The organism is Ruegeria sp. BHSC223 (assembly GCF_059613025.1).
Map to the genome: position 1 here is coordinate 551,307 of NZ_JBXWRR010000001.1, position 15,906 is coordinate 567,212.

General features: G+C 65.4%; 13 protein-coding genes. 3 read left to right on the plus strand and 10 right to left on the minus strand.

Going from position 1 to position 15,906, the window contains the following annotated elements:
• The first annotated feature begins 29 nt into the window (after positions 1-29).
• The 3 genes from AC2FNY_RS02720 to AC2FNY_RS02730 all read left to right on the plus strand — a co-directional run bounded on the left by AC2FNY_RS02720 (position 30) and on the right by AC2FNY_RS02730 (position 4,558).
• Positions 30-1,322, plus strand: coding sequence for a capsular polysaccharide export protein, LipB/KpsS family (locus AC2FNY_RS02720; protein WP_234166724.1), 1,293 nt, complete (start codon positions 30-32; stop codon positions 1,320-1,322).
• 95 nt (positions 1,323-1,417) lie between these two features.
• Positions 1,418-2,551 (plus strand): polysaccharide biosynthesis/export family protein, encoded by a 1,134-nt coding sequence (locus AC2FNY_RS02725; protein ID WP_496801548.1) that lies wholly within the window; start codon positions 1,418-1,420, stop codon positions 2,549-2,551.
• Positions 2,552-2,554: 3 nt separating this feature from the next.
• Positions 2,555-4,558, plus strand: coding sequence for a capsule polysaccharide biogenesis protein (locus AC2FNY_RS02730; protein ID WP_496801549.1), 2,004 nt, complete (start codon positions 2,555-2,557; stop codon positions 4,556-4,558).
• A 202-nt stretch (positions 4,559-4,760) separates the two neighbouring features.
• On the opposite strand, the gene ribD is transcribed toward AC2FNY_RS02730, so the two are convergent.
• The 10 genes from ribD to AC2FNY_RS02780 all read right to left on the minus strand — a co-directional run bounded on the left by ribD (position 4,761) and on the right by AC2FNY_RS02780 (position 15,854).
• The gene (ribD, locus tag AC2FNY_RS02735) at positions 4,761-5,849 is read right to left on the minus strand and encodes a bifunctional diaminohydroxyphosphoribosylaminopyrimidine deaminase/5-amino-6-(5-phosphoribosylamino)uracil reductase RibD (RefSeq protein WP_496801550.1); all 1,089 of its coding nucleotides are present in this window, start codon (positions 5,847-5,849) and stop codon (positions 4,761-4,763) included.
• 2 nt (positions 5,850-5,851) lie between these two features.
• Positions 5,852-6,322 carry a transcriptional regulator NrdR gene (gene nrdR / locus AC2FNY_RS02740; RefSeq protein ID WP_234136505.1) on the minus strand — a complete coding sequence of 157 codons (471 nt, stop codon included), beginning with the start codon at positions 6,320-6,322 and terminating at the stop codon, positions 5,852-5,854.
• 128 nt (positions 6,323-6,450) lie between these two features.
• Complete coding sequence (locus AC2FNY_RS02745) at positions 6,451-6,861, minus strand: secondary thiamine-phosphate synthase enzyme YjbQ (RefSeq protein WP_496801551.1); 411 nt, start codon at positions 6,859-6,861, stop codon at positions 6,451-6,453.
• Between the two features lie 19 nt (positions 6,862-6,880).
• Positions 6,881-7,294 carry a hypothetical protein gene (locus AC2FNY_RS02750; RefSeq protein WP_496801552.1) on the minus strand — a complete coding sequence of 138 codons (414 nt, stop codon included), beginning with the start codon at positions 7,292-7,294 and terminating at the stop codon, positions 6,881-6,883.
• Positions 7,295-7,654: 360 nt separating this feature from the next.
• Positions 7,655-9,637, minus strand: a complete 1,983-nt coding sequence (rpoD, locus tag AC2FNY_RS02755; RefSeq protein WP_234162443.1) for an RNA polymerase sigma factor RpoD — start codon at positions 9,635-9,637, stop codon at positions 7,655-7,657.
• 111 nt (positions 9,638-9,748) lie between these two features.
• Positions 9,749-11,698, minus strand: coding sequence for a DNA primase (gene dnaG / locus AC2FNY_RS02760; RefSeq protein ID WP_496801553.1), 1,950 nt, complete (start codon positions 11,696-11,698; stop codon positions 9,749-9,751).
• Between the two features lie 92 nt (positions 11,699-11,790).
• Positions 11,791-12,087 carry a hypothetical protein gene (locus AC2FNY_RS02765; protein WP_234136502.1) on the minus strand — a complete coding sequence of 99 codons (297 nt, stop codon included), beginning with the start codon at positions 12,085-12,087 and terminating at the stop codon, positions 11,791-11,793.
• A gap of 35 nt (positions 12,088-12,122) precedes the next feature.
• A complete protein-coding gene (locus AC2FNY_RS02770; protein WP_496801554.1) occupies positions 12,123-12,668 on the minus strand; it encodes a sarcosine oxidase subunit gamma in 546 nt (181 codons plus the stop codon).
• Positions 12,661-15,594 (minus strand): sarcosine oxidase subunit alpha family protein, encoded by a 2,934-nt coding sequence (locus tag AC2FNY_RS02775; protein ID WP_496801555.1) that lies wholly within the window; start codon positions 15,592-15,594, stop codon positions 12,661-12,663. Before AC2FNY_RS02775 ends, AC2FNY_RS02770 begins: the two co-directional genes overlap by 8 nt.
• Positions 15,591-15,854 carry a sarcosine oxidase subunit delta gene (locus AC2FNY_RS02780; protein WP_496801556.1) on the minus strand — a complete coding sequence of 88 codons (264 nt, stop codon included), beginning with the start codon at positions 15,852-15,854 and terminating at the stop codon, positions 15,591-15,593. Before AC2FNY_RS02780 ends, AC2FNY_RS02775 begins: the two co-directional genes overlap by 4 nt.
• Positions 15,855-15,906 lie beyond the last annotated feature (52 nt).

Below are 15,906 nucleotides of genomic sequence, written 5' to 3' on the forward strand. Positions count from 1 at the left end.
GGGCAGCGTTAACTAGGAAAGGCACAAGTATGCCAGAGCCGACCCAAACCAGGCGGGTCTTTCTGTTCCTCCAAGGGCCACATGGGCCCTTTTTCCATGCGCTCGGCCGTATGCTGCGCGCGGCGGGGGCCGAGGTCTGGCGGGTCGGGTTCAACGCAGGCGACCGGGCATTCTGGTTCCATCCGCCAAGCTTCATCCCCTACAAGGGCGCGCATGAGGACTGGCCTCAAGCGTTTGAGAACCTGCTTGAGCGCAAGGGCGTCACCGATATTGTCCTTTACGGTGATACAAGGCCCATACATGCCAGCGCAGTTGCGGCGGCCAAGGCGCGCGGACTGGGTGTGCATGTGTTCGAGGAAGGCTATCTGCGCCCCTATTGGGTTACTTACGAGCGCGAGGGCTCGAATGGCAACTCGCGCCTGATGGACATGACGCTGGAGGACATGCGCGCGGCACTGGCGCTGTCGGATCTGGAAACGCCGCTGCCGCCGTCCCATTGGGGCGACATGCGCCAGCATATCTTCTATGGCGCGCTCTATCACTGGTTCGTCATGTTCACCAATCAGGGCTATCGCCGGTTCAAGCCGCATCGCGATCTGCCGGTGACCAAGGAATTCCAGCTATACCTGCAACGGCTGCTGCTGATGCCTGTGCTGGCGGTCGAGCGGATGCTGGCCACCGCGCGTATCCGCAACGGCGGCTTCCCCTATCACCTGGCCCTGTTACAGCTGGAACATGACAGCTCGTTCCAGCAGCATTCGCCCTTTTCCACGATAACCGATTTCCTTGAGGAGATCTTTGTCGGCTTCGCCCGGGGGGCGCCGCAGCATCATCACCTTGTGGTCAAGGCGCATCCGCTGGAAAACGGCCGTGTGCCGCTCAGGCGCGAGTTGCGCCGGTTGGCCCGCCAGCACGGGCTGGAGGGGCGAGTGCACTATGTGCGCGGCGGCAAGCTGGCGCAGCTGTTGAACGATGCGCGCAGCGCGGTCACGGTGAATTCCACCGCCGGTCAGCAGGTGCTCTGGCGCGGCATTCCGCTCAAGGTGTTTGGCCGCGCGGTCTATGACAAGCCTGAATTTGTCTCGACCCAACCTGCGTCAGAGTTCTTTTCCGCCGCCAACCGACCCGATGCCCGCGCCTACAAGGAATACCGCCGGTATCTGCTAGAGACCAGCCAGCTGCCCGGCGGGTTCTATTCGCGCAAGGGACGCCGCCAGTTGCTGCGCCAAGTGGTCGACATGATGCTGTCGCCGGACGATCCCTATGATGCGCTGAAATCAGGCAAAGCGGCACCACGGCAACAGTTGCGTCTGGTGAACTGACAATGGGTACTGCCGGGACTGGATTTTTCATCCGGATTCCGATAGTTTGGCAAAAAAACCGAGGCAGAAACATATAAGGTCGAGGAGACCGAGCAGTGAAACTGATCCCCGTCCGCTGGGCGAAGCCCGTTCTCGTGCTGGCTGCGATGTCTGTCGCGGCCTCTTGCTCGTTGCCCAAAGTGGGGCCGAACAAACGGCAAATCTTCGCCGGTTCCGTTCAGAAGGAGGGCGACGCCTTTATCGTTGCCGTGAACGATCGCGTCACCCGTGCCACCGCTGTGGTTCCGGCGCTGGGTTTCTCGGACTCGTTCAAGAACGCCTCCCCGTTGACGTCGGACACGATCCGACCCGGTGACGTGCTGGGGCTGACGGTTTGGGAAAACGTCGATGACGGCCTTTTGGCCAGCGAAGCAACCAACGCCACCATCCTGGAAGAGGTGCAGGTGGACAGCGCCGGCTTTATCTTTGTTCCTTATGCCGGTCGCCTGCGCGCCTCGGGCAACACGCCCGACCAGTTGCGCGAGGTGATCACCTCCAGGCTTGAAGAGCAGACCCCCGACCCGCAGGTGCAGGTGCGCCGTGTTGCCGGCGACGGCTCGACAGTCTCGCTGACAGGTGCGGTCGGCGGTCAGGGGATCTATCCGATCGAACGCCCCACCCGTACGCTGTCGACCATGCTGGCCCAGGCAGGTGGCGTAACCATCCAACCCGATATCGCCGAAGTCACCGTTATCCGCGGCAATCAGCAGGGCAAGGTCTGGTATCAGGACCTGTTCAATTACCCGGAACTGGACATCGCCCTGCGCGGCGGCGACCGCATCCTGGTCGAGGAAGACACCCGATCGTTCACCGCGTTGGGTGCCACGAACACCCAGGCCCGCGTGCCATTTGAGACACAGGACCTGTCGGCGCTCGAGGCAATTGCTCAAGTGGGCGGCTTGATTTCCGCCGCCTCGGACCCGACCGGCGTTTTCGTCTTCCGCAACGAACCGGCCGAGATCGCTGGCCAGGTGCTGGGCCGCGACGACCTGCAAGGCGCTCAGCGCATGGTTTATGTCCTAAACCTGACCGAGCCCAACGGGTTGTTCACCGCACGTGACTTCGTGATCCGGGACGAGGATACGCTCTATGTTACCGAGGCGCCGTATGCCCAGTGGACCAAGACGATCTCGCTCATTTCCGGCGGCCTAACCCCGCTTGCTAACCTGCAGACGATCACCGGCGGCTGACGCATGTCGCCCAATGGCAAGAACCGGGCAGCCGGGGGCGAGCGCTCCCGGCTGTTCGTTTATAACGGCGGCTTTCTCACCCAGCGCCGCCTGCGCCGGGTCCTGTCGCTGGCAGGGTACGACATCCGGCTCGGCCTGCCGGGTGACGGCGACCTGGTGGGCATCTGGGGCAACAGCCCCACCGCCAATCGCGGGCTTGCCGTGGCTGCACGCCGCTCTGCCCCTCTGCTCCGGGTCGAGGATGCCTTTCTGCGCTCGCTCTTTCCCGGTCGCGCGGGTGAGCCACCCTTGGGTCTGCTGCTGGACCGGGCGGGCGTGCACTTCGACTCCGCCGCGCCCTGCGACCTCGAACAACTGCTGGCCACCCACCCGCTGGACGATACCGCCCTGTTGAACCGGGCACGCGATGCCATGGTCCGTATCCGCGAAAACCACCTCAGCAAATATTCCGCCACCGATCCCGGCCTGACCCCACCCGAGCCGGGCTATGTGCTGGTGGTCGACCAGACGCACGGCGACGCCTCGGTCACCGCAAGCGGCGGCAATGACGCGCTGTTCCGCGAGATGCTGGTCTTTGCGCAAGAGGAACACCCCGGCGCCCGAGTGCTGATCAAGACCCATCCCGAAACCGCCGCCGGGTTCCGCCCCGGTTACTACGGCGACACGGATGTCAGCACGCGGGTCAGCCTCTACGACGCCCCGATCAGCCCCTGGACCCTGCTCGATGGCGCGGTGGGAGTCTACACCCTGTCCTCGCAACTGGGGTTCGAGGCGATCCTGGCCGGGCACAAACCGCGCGTCTTTGGCCAGCCCTTTTACGCGGGCTGGGGATTGAGCCTGGACGAACACCCGGTGCCCCGCCGCGAGCGCCGCCTGACGCGCGCGCAGCTCTTTGCCGCCGCGATGATCCTTTATCCCACCTGGTACGACCCGTTCGGCGACAAGCTTTGCGAGCTGGAAACCGTGCTCGACACGCTAGAGGCGCAGTCCCGCGCCTGGCGGCAGGATCGGGCGGGATGGACTGCCGGCGGCATGCGCCTGTGGAAACGCAAACCCCTGAAACGCATGTTCGGACGCTTTGGCCCGATCAGCTTTACCGACACGCCCGTTGACGGGGATCCGCGCCCGCATATGGTCTGGGCCGCGCGCGCCGCGACCAGGGACAGCGTCACACGGGTCGAAGACGGCTTTCTGCGCTCGCGCGGGCTGGGGGCGCAACTGGTGCCGCCGCTGTCCCTGGTCACCGATGACAGGGGCATCTATTACGACCCGACCCGCCCCAGCGCATTGGAGAGCCTGATCACCAACCGCGCCGAGCTGCGCGCCGACCAGCGCCAACGGGCCGAGGCGCTGATCCGTACGCTCACCACCGCGCGCATCAGCAAATACAACCTCGGTGGCATCCTGCCCGACCTGCCTCCCGGCCACCGCATCCTAGTACCTGGCCAGGTCGAGGATGATGCCTCGATCCTGACCGGCACCGGAGAGATATGCGGCAATCTGGACCTGTTGCGCAGCGTCCGCGCCGCCCATCCCCAGGCGGTGATCGTCTACAAGCCACACCCCGATGTCGAGGCAGGGCTGCGCGTCGGCGGCATCGACCCGGGCACGCTGGCCGATGTGGTCGCGACCCAAGCCGACCCGATGCAGCTTCTAGATCAGGTGAACGAGGTCTGGACGCTGACTTCGCTGTTGGGGTTCGAAGCACTCTTGCGTGGCCTGCCGGTGACTACTCTAGGTGCGCCATTCTACGCCGGCTGGGGTCTCACCCGTGACCTAGGCACCATCCCCGCCCGGCGCCGGGCCCGGCCGGACCTGGCCGGCCTCGTCCATGCCGCGCTGATCGACTATCCGCGCTACTGGGATCCGCGTACCGGCCAGCCTTGCCCGGTCGAGGTCGCCACCCAACGCCTCGCCTCTGGCACCATCCCCCACCCCGGGCCCGCCAACCGGCTGCTGTCAAAGCTGCAAGGCCTGTTGGCCACCCATGCACATCTGTGGCGCTGAAACCCGCATCCTTGCGAGCGTGACCGGTCGGAATTGAGTATTTACAACCAGAAAGAAGCAGCAGTCCCTTCACTTTGCTCCAAATACTCCCGCCGGAGGCATTCGTCCGCGCAACAGGATCCATCCCTCGAAAACCCGCGTTGCCGCGCCACAAAGCCCAGGATAAAGCGCGCCGAAGGCACTCAATGGGATCAAGGCCCACCTATTGGCGTTGCCAGCGGTGCAGGATGTCGGCGCCGATGGCGCGAGCCTCAACCAGGTTGAACCGCGCCGCCTCTGACAGCTGCTCCAACCCCAGCACGCCCACGGCGGGCAGGCCCTCGGCCCCGATCGCGATACCCGCGGTAAAGCCCACCAGTTCATCGACCAGATCGGCCGCCAACAGAGAGGCGGCAAGCGAAGCGCCGCCTTCGCAGAACACACGCGTGAGCCCCTGCGCACCCAGTTGCCGCATCAGGTCGGTCGCGCTGATCTGGCCGGCCTCAACCGCGCAGGGGAGCAACCGGGCACCTGTGCCCTCCCAGGCACGGGCGCGGTCGCCATCCACGCCGGGCCCATGGCAGAGCCAGACCGGCACCTGCCGCGCGGTCCGGGCCAGCTGGCTCATCAGCGGCAGGTCGAGATAGCGCGACACCACCACCCGCACCGGCTGGCGTGCCACGCCCATGTCGCGCACGGTCAGCGAAGGATCATCCACCCGCGCCGTCCCGGCCCCCACCAGCACGGCATCGTGCCGCGCGCGCATGGCATGCACCGCACGCCGCGCCTCGGGTCCGGTGATCCATTGGCTTTCGCCCGAGGCGGTGGCGATACGGCCGTCAAAACTGCTGGCCAGTTTCAGGGTGACCCAGGGCCGGCCCAGTTCGGTTTTCAGGAAAAAGCCCGCCAGATCGCGCGCCGCCGTCCCCTCGCCCGTGCCGACCGACACCTCGATCCCGGCGCGGCGCAGCATCTCAAACCCGTTGCCCGCCACGCGCGGATCGCTGTCCTCGATGGCCGCGACCACCCGCGCCACGCCAGCACCGATCAGCGCCTCGGCGCAGGGTGGCGTCTTGCCGTGATGGGCGCAGGGTTCCAGCGTGACATAGGCGGTGGCGCCGCGCGCCGCGGCGCCCGCCTGGGCCAGGGCCACCACCTCGGCATGGGGCCGCCCGCCCGGCTGGGTCCAGCCCCGACCGACGATGCGGCCATCCTTGACGATGACGCAGCCCACCGCCGGGTTGGGCCAGCAGACACCCTGTCCGCGCCGGCCCAGCGACAGGGCCAGCGCCATGTATCGCGCGTCAGACATGCTCACTCTTCGGTTGGCGGGCTCGGCGGGCGCAACTCGTGGACAAAGTCCTCGAAATCGTCAGCCGCCTGGAAGTTCTTGTAAACGCTGGCAAAACGCACATAGGCAACGGTGTCGATCCGGGCCAGCGCCTCCATCACGATCTCGCCGATCTTTTTCGAAGGAATATCGGTCTCACCCATGCTTTCCAACCGCCGCACGATGCCGGAAATCATCTGGTCGATCCGCTCGGGGTCGATGGGGCGTTTCTGCATCGAGATGCGGATCGAGCGTTCCAGTTTGTCGCGGTCGAAATCCTCGCGTTTGCCGCTGGACTTGATCACCACCAGATCGCGCAGCTGCACCCGTTCATATGTCGTGAACCGACCGCCACACGCGGGGCAGAACCGGCGTCGGCGGATCGAGACATGATCCTCTGCCGGGCGTGAATCCTTGACCTGAGTGTCGATATTTCCGCAAAACGGGCAGCGCATCCGCCGTCTCCTCGTCCGTTAATCCGCCTCTTTTGTGAACGCTTCGGCTCACTTATCCACAACTATAGGACCAACGCTAGGATTTGGGTAGAGGAGATTTGCAGCCCCAACATAATGGGCGGCAAGCGTCAGGCGAAATGGGCGGCGACCCGGCGGTCATGGGGCGCGCGGCGATGTTCGACCAGATAGATACCCTGCCAGGTGCCCAGCAGCATCGCCCCCGCCCGCACCGGTATGCCCAGCGAAACCGGCATCAGCGCCGCCTTGATATGGGCAGGCATGTCATCGGGGCCTTCGTAAGTATGACGCAGATAGGCCATCGAGGGGTGATCCGCGGGCGGCACCAGCCGGTCGAAATAGGCGGTCAGATCGGTCTGCACCTCGGGGTCCGCGTTTTCCTGGATCAGCAGCGAGCACGAGGTATGCCGCACCAGGAGTGTCAACAGCCCGTCCCCCTGCCCGGCGAGCCAGCGGTTCACCTCGCCGGTAAACTCGTAAAGGCCCGCCCCCCGGGTCGAGATCGAAAATTCGGTCAGCATGGCAGCGGCGCCCCAGGCCTCAGGGCCGCACGGGGCCGAATTCGCAATAGCTGTTGCCCTGGTTGACGGTCATGTTGTCGCCGACCTTGAGCCCGGTGCGGATGGTGGTCAGCTCGTTTTCCAGCGGTGTCACGCCCACCGCCTCGGACGTCATCGAGAACTGCACTGCCGTCTTGCGCCCGGTGGTGACACTGGGCCCGCGCCCGCGCACCAGATAGATACGGTCATTCCAGCCCGCGCCCAGTTCGCGCCGGGCATATTCCGAGGCCGCGCACCAGAAATCGCCGACCCGCTGCTTGCCGCGCGGAACAACCTCGAACACCGCGTCATTGACCGGCAGAACCCGGTGCCCCATCCGCGTGGTCAACGCCTGGGCCTGAGCGCCAGCCCCGAGAAACACCGCAAGGGCGAGAATCTTTGTCAGTCCGGTCATGGTCTCAATCCGTTTTGCCTATAAGCCCTATCTAGGGCGCATCTGCGCGCAGAGACAGGGGAGAGCACGCAAAAATTGCCCGATCGCATGGATTTGCCGCAGGAAATTGAGACAAGAACGGCGCCTCCGGCCTCTCTGATGAAACAGGGGCGCTGCCCCTCTGGGGCCCTTGGCCCCATTCACCCCGGGATATTTCGGGCAAGAGGAAGGGGAATGCATGCTCTGTCGTAAAAGAGGGGCACGTCCGATCAAGCGTTGCGACAGAGGCAACTGCACAGGATTGGCAGACGGCGTTGCGCTCTGTTCATGTCGTGCAAGCCGCGTCCCAAAAGAAAACGCCCCCTTGCGGGGGCGCCTTGATCACTGGTCCAGAAAGCTGCGCAGCTTGCGCGAGCGGCTGGGGTGTTTCAGTTTCCGGAGCGCCTTGGCCTCGATCTGGCGGATGCGCTCGCGGGTGACGCTGAACTGCTGGCCCACTTCCTCCAGCGTGTGGTCGGTGTTCATGCCGATGCCGAACCGCATCCGCAGCACCCGTTCCTCGCGCGGGGTGAGCGAGGCCAGCACGCGGGTTGTGGTTTCCTTGAGGTTTTCCTGAATGGCGCTGTCCAGCGGCAGCACGGCATTCTTGTCCTCGATGAAATCGCCCAGCTGGCTGTCTTCCTCGTCGCCGATGGGCGTCTCGAGGCTGATCGGCTCCTTGGCGATCTTCATCACCTTGCGGACCTTTTCGAGCGGCATTTGCAGCTTTTCGGCCAGTTCCTCGGGCGTGGGTTCGCGACCGATCTCGTGCAGCATCTGGCGCCCGGTGCGCACCAGCTTGTTGATCGTTTCGATCATGTGCACCGGGATACGGATGGTGCGGGCCTGATCGGCGATGGAACGGGTGATCGCCTGCCGGATCCACCAGGTCGCATAGGTCGAGAACTTGTAGCCACGGCGATACTCGAACTTGTCCACGGCCTTCATCAGGCCGATATTGCCTTCCTGAATGAGGTCGAGGAATTGCAGGCCGCGGTTGGTGTATTTCTTGGCAATCGAGATCACCAGGCGCAGGTTGGCCTCGACCATTTCCTTTTTCGCCTGACGGGCCTCTTTCTCGCCCTTCTGCACCTGTTGCACGATGCGGCGGAATTCCGAGATATCCAGACCCACATACTGACCGACCTGGGCCATGTCGGCGCGCAGCTCCTCAACCTTGTCGGACGAGCGTTCGATGAACATCTGCCAACCGCGACCGGGCTTTTCGGCCATTTCCGCCAGCCAGTTCGGGTCCAGCTCACGCCCGCGATAGGCGTCGACGAACTCGCGCCGGTTGATGCGCGCCTGGTCGGCCAGCTTGACCATCGAACTGTCGATCGACATCACCCGCTTGTTGATGCCGTAGAGCTGGTCGATCAGCGCCTCGATCCGGTTGTTGTGCAGGTGCAGTTCGTTCACCAGCAGCACGATTTCCGAGCGCAGCGACTGATAGGTCGCCTCGTCCGTGGCGCTGAAGGAGCCGTCTTCGTTCAGCGTGGCCGAGATACGGCTGTCCTGCATCTCGCTCAGCTGTGCGTAATCCGACGAGATTCGCTCGAGCGTGATCAGCACCTTGTCCTTGAGCGCGGCCTCCATCGCGGCCAGCGACATGTTGGCCTGATCGTCCTCGTCATCGTCATCCTCGGTGACAATCGGGTTGCCGTCGGCGTCGTATTCCGGCGTTTCCTCGCGCTGCGGCTTGACCGCTTGCACCGCGCTGGTTGCGACCACCGGTTCGTCATCCTCGTCATCCAACTGGTTGCCGAAAGTGGCCTCCAGGTCGATCACGTCGCGCAGCAGGATGTCCTCGGACAGAAGTTCGTCATGCCAGATGGTGATCGCCTGAAAGGTCAGCGGGCTTTCGCACAGCCCGGCGATCATCGTATTGCGGCCGGCCTCGATCCGCTTGGCGATCGCAATCTCGCCCTCGCGGCTGAGCAGTTCGACCGAACCCATCTCGCGCAGATACATGCGCACCGGGTCATCGGTGCGGTCAAGCTTTTCAGTCTGGGCGCCGGCCAGCGCAACTTCGCGGTTGCTTTCGGTGGTGATGAGGTCGGTCGAGCCCTTCTGCTCTTCCTCTTCGGCCTCTTCATCCTCGATGATATTGATGCCCATCTCGGAGAGCATCGACATCACATCCTCGATCTGCTCGGAACTCACCTGATCGGGCGGCAGAACCTGGTTGAGCTGATCGTAGGTGATATAGCCCTTTTCACGGGCCTCGGCGATCATCTTCTTGACTTGGGCCTGGCTCATGTCGAGCGAGACTTCGTCTTCCTGGTCTTCGGGCTTCTGGTCTTCGGCGGTGTCCTTGGCGGCCATTCAGTGCTCCTGCAGGGATGGGCGATTCGTGTGAGCCGAATCATTAGTGCTCAGAATTGATTCGGCCACCCGTTTACCGGTTTTATTTTGCCTTTTCCTTCGGAAAACGCGCTAGCGGCGTTTCCGGCGAAAATCGATTCCCGCCATGATCGCGTCAAAGGCCTCGCGTTCGTCGCGCTTGATTCGCGCGCCATTGTCGGCCACGTCGAACAGCGCCTTGTCCTCGTTCTGGCTGCGCGCGGCGCGCTGTTTCTCTTCGGCGGCCTGTGCAACGCGCCAGGTCAGCGACTCGTCGGCATCTTCGGCGATGTCCTCTCGGGCCTCCTCGATCTCGGCGTCATACCCCCTCAGCGCCTGGAGTTTTGCGAGTTCCTCGGCCAGCGTCATTTCCGCCAGCTCAACATCGCCCGGTCTGCGCACACAGGGGATAATCTGGACATGGCGCAGCGCGTAGAGGTTTTCAAGGGCCTCGGGGCCGAGATTGTCGTCAATCCGGTCGCGCAGCCCCTGCGGGTCGTCAATCCCGATGCGCAGAGCCAGATCGCGCAGCATCGCCAGGTCGGGATCGCGGCAGTCGAGCCGTTCCAGCGCGTGTTCGAACCGCACGATCACCTCAGGTGTGGCAATGGCGGCGGCGAGGATCACCGTCTCGCGCAGCCGGATCTGCGCCGCGTCGTCGGAACTTGCCAAGAGCGAGGCCCGCGTGCCCGGTGTGGCCGCAACCGGCGCCGCCTTCCAAGTACCGCGCGGCTGCCAGGGCTTTTTCGGGCCGCGCTGTGGCCGGAACAGCTGCCAGCGCAGGTCCTTGATCTCCTGCCCGTAATGGGCGCGGATCGAGGGGTCGCGGATCAGCTTGATCTTGTCGCGCAACGCCTTGTCCAGCGCCGCCTTACGCTCGGGGCTGTCGAACACGCGGCCTTCGGTCTCGCGCTGCCACAAGAGCTGCACCATGGGCCGGGCCTGATCCAGCACGCTTTGCATGGCTGCGGGTCCCTCGGCGCGGATCAGGTCGTCGGGGTCCTTGCCCTCGGGCATTATTGCAAACCGAACCGATTTACCCGCCTCGAGCAGCGGCAACGCCAGATCGACCACCCGCAGCGCGGCACGCAGGCCCGCCGTGTCACCATCCAGCGCCACGATCGGTTCGTCCGCGATGCGCCAGATCATCTGCAACTGTTGTTCGGTGACGGCCGTGCCCAGCGGCGCCACGGCGGCGCCGAACCCGGCCTCGGCCAGCGCGATCACATCCATATAGCCCTCGGCCACGATCAGCGGCTGGCCCTGCCCCGCCGCCGTACGGGCGGGACCGTGGTTGAACAGGCTGCGGCCCTTGTCGAAAAGCGCGGTTTCGGGCGAGTTTAGGTATTTGGCATTGTCCTTGGGATCCATCGCCCGGCCGCCAAAGGCGATGCAGCGCCCGCGCGCGTCCCGGATCGGGAACATGATCCGGTTGCGGAAGGTGTCATAGGGCTTGCCACCCTTGGTCGAGGGTTTGGCCAGCCCCGCACCGGTGATCAGCTCCTCGCCCACGCCTTTGCCGCGCAGGTGGTCCCACAACCCCTGCCAGCCATCGGGGGCAAAGCCGATCTCCCAGCGCTCCAGCGCCTGTGCGCTGAGACCACGCCGGGCCAGATAGTCGCGCGCCGCCGCGCCGCCCCCGGCGCTCAGGTTCAGGCGGAAAAACCGCACCGCCTGTTCCATCACCTCGGCCAGCTGGCTGCGGTGGTCCTGTTTCTCCTGTGCCTTGGGGTCGCGCGCGGGCATGGTCATACCCGCCTCGCGGGCCAGGATCTCGACCGCCTCCATGAAGCCGACATTCTCGGTTTCCTGCACGAATTTCAGCGCGTCGCCCTTGGCCTGACAGCCGAAGCAGTAATAGAACCCCTTGCGGTCATCCACATGGAACGATGCGGTCTTTTCGTGGTGGAACGGGCAAGGCGCCCACATGTCGCCCTTGCCCTGGTTCGACTTGCGCATGTCCCACATGACCTTGCGCCCGACAACCTGTGTCAGGCTCAGGCGGTTTCGCAGCTCGTCCAGAAATCCGGGGGGCAGTGACATGGGACCACGATGGCAGAAAGCGCAAGGCGCGCCAAGCGGGCGGCGCGCCTTTTCCACAGCGAAGACGGCCCGTCAGGGCCGGACAAGCGCGACTATTGCTTCAGGCACAGTTCCAGCCAGGCCGCCGACAGGTCCTGTTCACGCACATCGCGCATCTTCTGCTGATAGACCCAGGGCGCGATCAGCGGGATGGCGGCATTATAGTTCGCGGGCCAGGTCGGGTTGGTGGCGGCCACGGCGGCGGGCACGTCGCGTTCCTTGACCCGGTCCAGCCGCGCCTGCTGGATCGCGGCCACCACATCGGCCTGATACTGACAGCTTTCCTGCTTGGTTTCGGCCGCCGCCAGCGGCGAGGCCGCAAGCAGCGCAACAAGGGCGTAACGGTACATGGGTCGTCTCCCGGGATTCGAAGGTTCCCCGGACCTTACCCGCGCGCGGCCACCGCTTCCATCGCCGATTTCAGGTCATGCAGCAGGGTTTGCGCCATCGAGCGGAACACCATCAGCAGAAATCCGCCAGTGTCCAGCCGGGTGACCGAGCCTGCCATATGCCCGATCCGGCAACGTGCCGTGGCGCCCGGACCAAATCCGGGCGCGCGCAGATCGACCGGCACCAGCCGCGCCAGAACCGCCTCGGCACCGGTGCCGTCAAGACGCACCACCGTCCAGGCATCCGACTGATCGACCAGCACACCCGGCCCGGCCAGCGTCGCATCCGGCGCGGCGCCGGTCAGCAGCACGCTGTCATGGCCGAACCAGATCGCGCGCGCATCGCCCGCCGCCGTGGCCCGGCCCGCGCCGGGCCAGTCCAGCCCATGCGCCGCGCCCAGCGCCCCGGCCAGTGCCGCCCCCTGCCCCTTGCGCGGCGACAGTGCTGTCATCGGACCCAGCTCCACCTCGCTCACCGTCATGCCGCCGATGCTCAGCGGCAATTGCCCCGCACAGGGCGTCTTTGCGAACAACCTATCCACGCATCCGCCCTCCCTCGGGGTCATAGAAGACCGGGCTGACCACCTCGCAATAGGTGGTCACTCCGCGCAGCCCGTCGACCATCTTGACGATCTCTCCGATCCGCTCCGGCCCATCGGCCAGAAAGCCCAGCCCGATCATGCGGCCCTGAACCGGCGAATGGCAAACCGAGGTCACATAACCCTGATCATGCTCGCGCCGGGCGGCATCCTCTTGCCGATAGAGATGCGCGCCCGCCAGCAGCTTGCCCTCGGCGGCGATGGGTTTCAGCCCCACCAGACGCTCGCGCCCCGGCTCCTCCAGCCCCGGACGCTGCGCCATGGTCTTGCCGATACAATCCTTTTTGGCCGAAACCATGCCGCCCATGCCGATGTCATAAGCGGTGACGCGGCCATGGATCTCGGCATGGGTGATGAAGCCTTTCTCGATCCGCAGCACGTTCAGCGCCTCCATCCCGTAGGCACCGCCGCCCAGCGCCTCGGCGCGACGGACCAGCAAGTCGAAGAGGCTGGCGCCATAGCGCGCGGGCACGGCGATCTCGTATCCTTCCTCACCCGAGAACGAGATCCGGAACAATCGCCCACCAACCCCCAGCACCGACACCGCGCCGCAGGACATGAAGGGCCAGTCCGCCGGATCGACCGGCGTGTCGAGCAGCCCGTTCAGCAGCTCGCGCGCCCTGGGACCGGCAACGGCGAATTGCGCCCATTGCTCGGTCACTGAACAGATCGACACGTCCCATTCGGGATGCAGGCCCTGGGTCACGAACTCCAGATGCGCCATCACCTGCCCGGCGGCGGCGGTGGTGGTGGTCATCAGGTAGTGATCCTCGCCCAGCCGCGCAGTGGTGCCGTCATCCATCACATGACCGTCCTCGCGCAGCATCAGCCCATAGCGCACCCGCCCGACCTTCAGCGTCGAGAACATGTTGGTATAGACAAAATCCAGCAACCGCGCCGCATCCGCCCCCTGGATGTCGATCTTGCCCAGGGTCGAGACATCGGCCACACCCACCGCGTTGCGCACGTACCCCACCTCGCGGTCGCAGCTCTGTTGCCAGTCGGTCTCGCCCGCCTGCGGGAAATAGCTGGGCCGGTACCACAGACCGGCCTCGATCATCGGTGCGCCGCGCGACAGGGTCGCGGCATGCGAGGTGGTGAAGCGTTCGGGCTGGAACCCCTTGCCCTCGCCCCCCGCGCCCAGCGCCGCGATGGCAATCGGGCTGTAGGGCGGGCGAAAGGTGGTGGTGCCGGTCTCGGGGATGCCGCGCCCGGTGGCATCGGCCAGCACCGCCAGCGCCGCCACGTTCGAGCTCTTGCCCTGATCGGTCGCCATGCCCTGCGTCGTATAGCGCTTCATATGCTCGACCGAGCGGAAGTTCTCGACCGCCGCCTGTTTCACGTCCTTGACGGTGACATCGTTCTGAAAGTCGAGCCAGGCCCGCCCGCGCCCCGGCACCGCCCAGAGCGGCTCCAGAGCATAGGGCGTCTCTTCGGCCTTGGGCAGTGTACCCTGATCCGCCTTGAGCCCCAGCGCGCCCAGCGCCTCGGACGCCGCCGCGGCCCCTTCGCGCAGACAGGCCATGGTCGAAAAGGCACCGTTGCAGGCGCCTGCCGCGCGCAGGCCGGGCACCATGCCCGCCACCGGCACAAAGGCTGCAATGTCGCGGCGCCATTCAGGCCGCCCGTTCATGTGACAGGTCAGGTGCAGGCTGGGGTTCCAGCCGCCCGAGATGGCCAGGCAGTCGGTGGCAATCCGTTCTTCACCACCGGGATGGCGGATGGTGATCCGCTCCAGCCCCTGCCGCCCGCCGCTGCCGCAGACCTGACCGCCCCGGATCATCCGCACCCCATTGAGGCGCGGCGCGTCATGACGGCTGTCGATCAGGGCCGCCACATGTACCCCCGCCGCCAGCAGGTCGCGCACGGTGCGATGGGCATCGTCATTGTTGCCAAACACGGTGACGGCGCGGCCCGGGCTAACGCCCCAGCGGTTCAGATAAGCACGCACCGCGCCGGCGGTCATGATGCCGGGCCGGTCATTGTCGGCAAAGGCGATGGGGCGCTCCAGCGCGCCCGCTGCCAGCACCGCGCGCTGCGCCACGATACGCCAGAAACATTCCAACGGCGCACCCGCGCCCCGGTCGGCGCGGTGATGCGAGACCCGCTCCAGCCCCGCATAGGTGCCCTGATCATAGGCCCCGGCAACGGTGGTGCGCGTCATCAGACGCACATTCTCCATCCCGCGCAGCTCGGCCAGCGCCTCCTCGGCCCAGACCGCCCCCGGCTTGCCGTCGATCTCATAGGTCTCGGCCAAAAGGCGCCCGCCCATGCGCGCGTCCTCGTCGGCCAGGATCACATCGGCCCCGGCGCGGCCCGCCACCAGCGCCGCCATCAGCCCCGCAGGCCCGGCGCCGATCACCAGCAGATCACAAAAGGCAAAGGCGCGCTCATAACGGTCGGAATTATCCTGCCCCGACAACGCGCCCAGACCCGCAGCGCGGCGGATCACCGGCTCATACAGCTTCTCCCAGAAACTGCGCGGCCACATGAAGGTCTTGTAATAGAACCCCGCCCCCAAAAACGGCGCCGCCAGGTCGTTGACCGCCATCAGGTCAAAGCTCAGCGAAGGCCAGCGGTTCTGGCTCCGCGCCTCCATCCCCTCGTATATCTCCTGTACCGTGGCGCGCACATTGGGGTCCTGCCGCCCGTCGCGACCCACCGTAACCAGCGCGTTGGGCTCCTCGCTTCCTGCCGTCAGGATGCCGCGCGGGCGGTGATATTTGAACGAACGCCCGACCAGCCGCACGTCATTGGCCAGCAAGGCCGAGGCCAGCGTGTCGCCCTGATACCCGCTGTAGCCCACCCCGTCGAAGGTGAACGAGACCGGCCTGTCCCGGTCGATCAGCCCCTTGCCCTGAACCCTCATCGCCGTGCCTCCGAGGCCAGTTCGCAGCCCAGCACCTCATGGGTCAGCGTGTTGCGGGTGACCACCAGCCAGGCGCCACAGCCAAAATGGTGATGCCACAGGTCGCGGGTCTCCCCGGCCGGGTTCTCGCGCAGATGCACATAATCGTCCCAGGCCTCGGCGCCTGCCTCGGGCGCCGGACGCTCCAGCGCCAGCGCGTGGCCCTTATAGGAAAACTCGCGGCTGTCGCGGTCGCCGCAATGCGGACAGGTGATCCTCATCGCCGTCCCCCACTCTTCATTCCGCCAAAAATACTCATGTCCGGCCTCTCCC